The sequence below is a fragment of the Streptomyces alkaliphilus genome, from assembly GCF_014141535.1.
Lineage (GTDB): Bacteria > Actinomycetota > Actinomycetes > Streptomycetales > Streptomycetaceae > Streptomyces > Streptomyces alkaliphilus.
Map to the genome: position 1 here is coordinate 1 of NZ_VKHT01000291.1, position 5,398 is coordinate 5,398.

A 5,398-nucleotide genomic window follows, 5' to 3' on the forward strand; every position below is an offset into this window, starting at 1 on the left:
GGACGCCCCCGCAGCGGGCACCGCCCCCGGCCGGCTGCCGCCGGTGCGCCGCCCCTCCCCGACGCTGAGCCTGGCCTCCCTCCTCACCCGCCTGCGCTTCGGCCGGGTGCTCGCCCCGGTGTCCGCCGTCGGCCGACACCCCCGGGTCCTGCGCACCCTCTACCGACTGGAGACCGGCGCGCAGCGGTGGAACTCCCTGGACCCCGCGCTGAAGCACCTCGCCGTGATGGCCGCCGCCGTCCGGATCAACTGCTCCTGGTGCCTGGACTTCGGCCACTGGCACGCCGAACGCCTCGGCCTGCCCATGGAGAAGATCCGGCACGTCCCGGTGTGGCGGGAACACCGTCGGCTCTTCTCCCACCGCGAGACGCTGGTCCTCGAATACGCCGAGGCGATGTGCGAGACTCCGCCACGGGTCGGCGACGGCCTGGTCGCCGCGCTCCGCGACGAACTGGGGGAGCGGGCCCTGGTGGAGCTGACCGCGATGATCTCGCTGGAGAACCTCCGCTCCCGCACCTACCTGGCGCTCGGCCTCACCTCGCAGGGTTTCTCGGCCGACTGCGCCGTCCCGCCGCTGCCCGTCCGGCGCGGCCCGAACCCCGAGGAGACGCCGTGAGCGGCCCCGTCACGGACCCCACCGCCGCGTTCGAGGAACGCCGGGGCATGCTCTTCGGCATCGCCTACCGGATGCTCGGCAGCGTCGCGGACGCCGAGGACATCCTCCAGGAGGCGTGGATCCGCTGGAACGCCGTGACCGAACCGGTGGCGGTGCCCTCCTCCTACCTGGCCCGGATCGTCACCAATCTCTCCCTCAACCGACTCGACTCGGCGGCCGTCCGCCGTGAGAGCTATCCGGGGCCGTGGCTGCCCGAGCCGATGGTGACCGTCCCCGACGCGGCCGAGGAGGCCGAGCGGGCGGACGAGGTCTCCTGGGCCCTGCTGGTGGTGTTGGAGACCCTCGGGCCGCTGGAGCGCGCGGTGTTCGTGCTGCGCGAGGCGTTCGGCTACCCGCACGCGGAGATCGCGCGGATGCTGGGGCGTTCGGAGGCGGCGGTGCGGCAGGTGGCCCGCCGGGCCCGGGCGCACGTGGAGGCCCGCCGGCCGCGCCGGGAGACCGATCCGGCCGAGCGCCGCCGGGTGACCGAGGAGTTCCTCGCGGCCTGCCTGGGCGGGGACATGGACGCGATGCTGCGGATGCTCGCCCCGGACGTGACGCTCTGGAGCGATGGTGGGGGCCGGAGGAGTGCCGCGCTGCGCCCGATCCACGGTGCCGATCGGGTCGCCCGCTGGCTGCTCGGCGTCGCCCGCCGGGAAGCGGACGCGGCCGTGCACCCGGTCCTGGTCGGTGGCCGTCCCGGTTTGCTGATGACGATCTCGGGTGAGGTGGACACCGTCGCCGCCATGGAGGTCGAGGAGGGGCGGATCACCGCGCTCCACCTGCTCCGAAACCCGGAGAAACTGCGACACGTGGCACGAACCCCCTGGTGAGAGGGGTGGGAGCGAAAAGTTCCCGGCAACGGAAAAATTCCGGAATCCGGGTGAGTGACAGGAGCATGACCGGGTAGGCGGCGATTACGCAGGAAGAAGACAACCGGGAGAAAGAAGACAAAATGCCTTGGCTGATCGTTCTGCTCCTCGTGCTGCTCCTGTTCGGTGGCGGCTTCTTGCTCGAGGCACTGTGGTGGGTGGCCGTGATCGCCTTGGTCGTGTGGGCTCTCGGCTTCGTTCTGCGGAGCACCAACTCCACCGGCGGGCGTGGTACGTGGTATCGATGGTGACGGGCCGCTGAAGCGGCCCCCGGAGCGCAACGGCGGCCCCACCGATCGGTGGGAGCCGCCGTTCCGCGTTTCCGCAGGTCGTGCCCGGTGTGGCTTTTAGCCACACCGGGCACGACCTGCTGTTATGACTGTGTGTGATGGGTTTCGGAGGATGCGGGATCGACCTGCTCCGGTGTCCCCGGCCCGTCGTTCGATTCCTCCCGCTCGGCCGCCTCCCGCTCCGCGTCCTCCATCGCCCGCCCCCGGACCACCGTCATCCCGGTGAGCAGGGACAGCATCACCACGGCCGCCACCGCGAACACCGCGCGCAGCCCCCACACCTCCGCCACCAGCCCGCCGAGCAGCGCGCCCAACGGCCGGGTGCCCCACGCCACCAGCCGATAGGCGCTGTTGACCCGCCCCGGCAACCGGTCCGGGGTGATCCGCTGCCGCAGCGAGACCATGACGACGTTCGACGCCACGACCCCCACGCCGCCCAGGACGAACGCCGCCCCGATGAGGAACGGGTTCGTGGTCAGCGCCGGGGTGCCGACCATCAGCGCGCCGGTGAGCACACTGCCGAAGATCAGCACCACCCGGCCGAACCGCCGTTCCATCCCCTCCACCAGGAACGAGCCGACCACGCTGCCGCCCGCCATCGTCGCCAGCAGCACACCGAACGCCGGCTCCGAGAGCCCCATCGGGGACCCCGGCCCCACCGCGAACAGCACGATGATCGCCATCACCGCGCTGGACGCCAGGTTGAACCCGCCGGTCATCATGGCGAACGTGCGCAACAGCCGGTTCCCCCACGCGAAGCGCAGCCCCTCGGCGATCTCCGTGCCCACCGTCGCGATCCGCCGCTTCCGTACGGTCCGCCGCCCGTCGCCGGCCCGACCCGGCTCCGGTTCCGGCTTCGCTCCCGCCCCGGGGTCCGCCGTCCCGGCCCGGAAAGATCCCCGCATCGGCCACAGCACCACCACCGCGACCAGCCACAAGACCCCCGGCGCCGCGAAGGCGGCGATCACCCCGGCCGCCACGAGGAACCCGGACAACGGCGGCCCGACGAACTCGTTGGCGCTCAACTCCACCGCGTACAGGCGCCCGTTGGCCCGGCTGAGCTGGTCCCGTCGCACCACGCGCGGCAGGATCGACTGCGCGGCGGTGTCGTACACCGTCTCCGCCGTGCCCAGGCCCAGCGCCACCGCGTACAGCGCCCAGATCGAGTCCACCCCGAGGGGCTCGTGTTGGCCTTCCAACGGGTGGAGAACCATCGGCCACCCCGGTGGGCGGACCCCGCTCGGCCCCAGCAGTTCCACCTCGATCCGGAGGTGGCGGACCTGGACCGGGCGCAGGAGGAGGTCCTCGCTCTGGGCGCCTCACTGCTCGATGAGAGCGACGAACAGCGGAGTTGGCGCGTCTTCGCGGACCCGGCGGGCCACCGGTTCTGCCTCGTTCGGCATTGATGGCGGACAGCGCGGGGCGGCATCCCGGACATGGAGAACAGGCACCGCCACCGGACGCGGGGGCTGCTTTCGCGATGAGCCCCTACGGGGCGAGGAGGAAGTACCGACGCGCTCGCCGTCGTTGTGCGGAGTGGTTTGAGACGTGAAGCATCCGGCTCGGCGGACGGACCCGTGGTGAGAACTGTCCGACCGCAGGCTTCACGTCGCCGCAGTGGGTGGGGCATCCACTTTCCCACCTCACCCGCAGGGGCAGCTCAACTCCGGATGTGAAAGCCCGTTTCCTCGGCAACATCTCACTCGGTGGCTACCCTTAGAAAATCCCGGACATCGGCGGCCAGGTGGCGCATGTCCTCGCCGGCCGGGTGAACGGTGGTGCAGGAGAAGTCCCACGGGCGCTCGATGTCCGTTCCGGACAGCGTCCACGTCAGGTGGACGCGGCCCCGGGAGCGGTGTTCCGCCGAGACACGCAGCGAGTGGTCCGGCGACTTCCATACCCGGGAACCCTTCCAGCCCCGGAAGTCCTCGGAGAGGGAGGCGAGGAAGTCGCCGAGCCCATCCGTGACCCAGACGCTGACCGCGGTCTCCACCCGACCCCACTCGCCCCGGGCGGTGACCAGGAAGTCGAGCATGAGCTCATCATCGAAAGGGCGCACGGGCCGGGAGAGGGTGAGGGCGGCCGAGGGGGAGTCGAGGCTCCCCACCTTCAGGATCGGGCTACCGTCTGGGTCGTCCGTAAGCATTCGGGCAGCGTAGAAGCCGCCGAGGTGTGGAGGACAGCCGTTTTTCGGTGATCGGGCCGTGGGAATCCCCACGGGGCGGTCGGCTCCGTATGTCCGCCGTCAACCACCCCGCTCCGCCCCGAAAACCCGTCGCGCCCCTTGTCCGCCGTCGGCCAGACTGGCGGCATGTCACGGAGTGATCCCCCGGAGGTGCCGCTCACCGGCGGGAACGTCAGCGCGGGCGTGGTGCGCGTCGGGGACACCGTTCGCCGTCCCGCCGGGCCGTGGACACCGGCCGTGCACGCCCTTCTCCACCACCTGCACGCCGTCGGCTTCACCGCCGTGCCGCGCCCGCTCGGCATCGACGAGCGGGGACGGGAGGTGCTGACCTTCGCTCCCGGCGAGCCCGTGTGGCCCGACCGGTTCGCCCTCCTCGACCCGCCGGAGCGCCTGACCCGGATCGGCCGACTCATCCGCGCCTTCCACGACGCCGTGCGTGACTTCACGCCCCCGCCCGACGCCCGCTGGCAACGGCTCATCCCCGCCGAGGGCGAACCGGAGATCATCGCCCACCACGACCTCGCGCCGTGGAATCTCGTGGCCGACGGCGACGCGGCCTGGACGTTCATCGACTGGGACGCCGCCGCCCCCGGCACCCGCCTGTGGGACCTCGCCTACGCCGCCCACGGCTTCGTCCCGCTCTCCGCCGATGCCGCCCTGCGCGAGCGCGGCACGGGCCCCGACCACCGGTTGCGGACGCTGATCGACGCCTACGGCCTCGACGAGACCGAACGCCGCGCTCTGGTTCCGGGGTTGGCCCGCCGGGCCCGTTCGATGCACGACTTCCTGCGGGAGCGCGCCGCGCTCGGCGAACAGCCGTGGGCGCGCCTGTGGCGGGAGGGCCACGGCCAGGTGTGGTGGAACGACGCCGAATGGACCGAGCGGCACGAGGCCCGGTGGCTCCGGTCCCTCCTCGACTGAACGTCCACCCGGCGGCGGTCAGGAGTCGAGGACGGCGGCGATGCCCTCGATCTCCACGAGCTGGTCGTCGTAGCCGAGGACGGTGACGCCCATCAGGGTGCTGGGCACGTCGTGGTCGCCGAAGGCGTCCCGCACGACCTCCCAAGCGGCCACCAGGTCCTCCTGTCGGTTGGAGGCGACGAGCACCCGGGTGCTGATGACGTCCTCCAACGAGGCGCCGGCCGCCTCCAGCGCCACCCGCATGTTCTCCACGGCCTTCGCGGCCTGACCGGCGTAGTCCCCGACGGCGGCCGTCGAGCCGTCCTCGTTCAGCGGGCAGGCACCGGCGAGGAAGACGAGCCGGGCCTCGGGCGGGGCGGTGGCGGCGTAGGCGTACTCGGCGACATCGGACAGGGCGTTGGCTCGGATCAGCTTCACGGCACGGACCACGGTCTGGTCGGTCCCTTCATCGGCTTGTCGAGGGGTTGGGGGATGG

General features: G+C 71.8%; 8 protein-coding genes. 5 read left to right on the forward strand and 3 right to left on the reverse strand.

What is annotated here, in order from left to right; genetic code table 11:
- The 3 genes from FNQ90_RS11415 to FNQ90_RS11425 all read left to right on the forward strand — a co-directional run.
- Positions 1-616 (forward strand): carboxymuconolactone decarboxylase family protein (locus FNQ90_RS11415; RefSeq protein WP_323379890.1); only part of this gene is annotated, 616 nt, incomplete at its 5' end.
- A gap of 47 nt (positions 617-663) precedes the next feature.
- Positions 664-1,488, forward strand: a complete 825-nt coding sequence (locus tag FNQ90_RS11420) for an RNA polymerase sigma-70 factor (protein WP_182606271.1) — start codon at positions 664-666, stop codon at positions 1,486-1,488.
- Positions 1,489-1,610: 122 nt separating this feature from the next.
- The gene (locus FNQ90_RS11425; RefSeq protein WP_143616956.1) at positions 1,611-1,778 is read left to right on the forward strand and encodes a hydrophobic protein; all 168 of its coding nucleotides are present in this window, start codon (positions 1,611-1,613) and stop codon (positions 1,776-1,778) included.
- Between the two features lie 122 nt (positions 1,779-1,900).
- Here the strand turns inward: FNQ90_RS11425 and FNQ90_RS11430 are convergent, their stop codons facing one another.
- Positions 1,901-2,989 (reverse strand): MFS transporter, encoded by a 1,089-nt coding sequence (locus FNQ90_RS11430; protein WP_323379892.1) that lies wholly within the window; start codon positions 2,987-2,989, stop codon positions 1,901-1,903.
- Between FNQ90_RS11430 and FNQ90_RS11435 the strand changes: the two genes are divergently transcribed.
- The gene (locus FNQ90_RS11435; protein WP_182606273.1) at positions 2,912-3,223 is read left to right on the forward strand and encodes a VOC family protein; all 312 of its coding nucleotides are present in this window, start codon (positions 2,912-2,914) and stop codon (positions 3,221-3,223) included. The two genes, FNQ90_RS11430 and FNQ90_RS11435, sit on opposite strands and share 78 nt — an antisense overlap.
- Positions 3,224-3,516: 293 nt before the next feature.
- Here FNQ90_RS11435 and FNQ90_RS11440 read toward each other — a convergent pair whose 3' ends face one another.
- A complete protein-coding gene (locus FNQ90_RS11440) occupies positions 3,517-3,963 on the reverse strand; it encodes a DUF6228 family protein (RefSeq protein ID WP_228471048.1) in 447 nt (148 codons plus the stop codon).
- A gap of 189 nt (positions 3,964-4,152) precedes the next feature.
- On the opposite strand from FNQ90_RS11440, the gene FNQ90_RS11445 reads away from it, so the two are divergent.
- Complete coding sequence (locus FNQ90_RS11445) at positions 4,153-4,923, forward strand: phosphotransferase enzyme family protein (protein ID WP_323379893.1); 771 nt, start codon at positions 4,153-4,155, stop codon at positions 4,921-4,923.
- An 18-nt stretch (positions 4,924-4,941) separates the two neighbouring features.
- Here the strand turns inward: FNQ90_RS11445 and FNQ90_RS11450 are convergent, their stop codons facing one another.
- Positions 4,942-5,352: a RidA family protein gene (locus tag FNQ90_RS11450; protein WP_182606270.1), complete on the reverse strand. Its 411-nt coding sequence runs from the start codon at positions 5,350-5,352 to the stop codon at positions 4,942-4,944.
- Positions 5,353-5,398 lie beyond the last annotated feature (46 nt).